The following is a 1,518-nucleotide window of genomic DNA, read 5'->3' on the forward strand; positions in this document are numbered from 1 at the left end:
TCTACAGAGTGACACAGCGAGAGTGCCTCGGGGTCGTTCGAAAATCGAAGATTTTCGTGATGACGAGACGCGGAGCGTCTCGAACCACTTGACCCCGAGGGTGAATCGCGTAAGCTTTGGCGATCGCTCTGTTTCCCGTAACACTTATGACAACAAGAATGCTAGCAAGTAATGCAACAAGATGGAAGAACGCCACCTCAGAGTTCACCTCTCCGACGAGGATATCCAACGGGCCAAGGAGTACGCCGAAGCCAACGGGCTACGTATGCCCCGTGCCTACGGCGATCTCCTTCGAGCCGGCCTCAACGCAGAGGAGTAACCGATGGACATCACGCTTCGCTTCCGTGCGTATCCCGACGACGATACCGCCAGCGAAGCGTGGCGACACATCGAGATCCACCGGCAGATTCGTAACCACGCCGTCCGCGACTACTACCGAGCGCCGCACGACGACAGGCCGAGCGCCTACGACCAACATCGGAAGCTCACCGAGTGGAAGAAGAAGTGGCCATTGTTCGCGGGCGTATCGGCTCACGCCGCTCAACAGACGGTCTCGCAGATTCAGAAGGATCAGGCGGTACTCAAGAGTCACCGCGAGAACGGACGTAAGACCGGGCGGCTCAAGTGGCAGGGTGCGGGAGAGTTTCGATCGGTAGCGTACCAGTCAGAAGGCTTCGACGTCAATCACACGACGGGCCACGACGTCAGTACGCTCACTCTCTCGAAAATCGGCGACGTGCCTATTCAGGTACACCGCGACCTGCCGGATACCGAGGATGTCAAACGCGCGACTCTCAAAAAGGAACGAACTGGCGAGTGGTTCGCCTGCTTCGTGATCGAAGTCGAAACGCCAGAGAAGGCAGACCTGGACGAGATCAACCGCGGCGACTGTATCGGCGTGGACCTTGGTATCCAGTCGTACATCCACACGTCCGACGACCTTTCCGTGGAGTGTTTGGACCTTGCCGAAGAGTACGACCGGTACGCTCGCAAACAACGGTCACTCGATCGGAAGGAACACGGGTCGGCAAACTGGGAGAAACAACGACAGAAGGTTGCCAGAGAGAAGCGCCGCATCAAACGAAAGGTGCTCGACTTCCAGCACAAGCTTTCGACGTGGCTCGTCTGCGAGTACGATGTAGTGGCGGTCGAAGACCTTGACGTGAAGCCGATGCTCGAAACAAGCCAATCGGCGAAGAACAAGCAGGATGCGGCGTGGTCGCAGTTCCTCGACCTGCTCGAATATAAGGGCGAACTGTACGGCACGCACGTCGTCCGGGTAGATGCCCGCGGCACGACAAAAGAGTGCAATGAGTGCGGGGTCGAAACCAGCAAGCCGCTGTGGGTGCGCGAACATTCGTGTCCGGCGTGTGGTCACACAGAAGACCGAGATTTGAACGCCGCAAAGAACGTCCTCAACAGAGGACTCACCGAACTATCTCTTCATGTAGGGCCGGGACGGTCCGAATCAACGCCTGTGCAGACTGTGCTCCCTGCGTTTGTTCGTCATTCGGGGCG

At 57.9% G+C, this 1,518-nt stretch carries 2 protein-coding genes; both read left to right on the forward strand.

Going from position 1 to position 1,518, the window contains the following annotated elements:
* The first annotated feature begins 181 nt into the window (after positions 1-181).
* A complete protein-coding gene (locus AC6I6S_RS20505) occupies positions 182-319 on the forward strand; it encodes a hypothetical protein (protein ID WP_497952820.1) in 138 nt (45 codons plus the stop codon).
* A gap of 3 nt (positions 320-322) precedes the next feature.
* Positions 323-1,518 (forward strand): RNA-guided endonuclease InsQ/TnpB family protein (locus tag AC6I6S_RS20510; RefSeq protein WP_497952821.1); only part of this gene is annotated, 1,196 nt, incomplete at its 3' end.

It is taken from the genome of Natrononativus sp. DTA114 (genome assembly GCF_059736515.1).

Excerpts from the sequence above, each read along its gene's own strand:
- AC6I6S_RS20505 (WP_497952820.1), top strand. The coding sequence starts at position 182 with ATGGAAGAACGCCACCTCAGAGTTCACCTCTCCGACGAGGATATCCAA.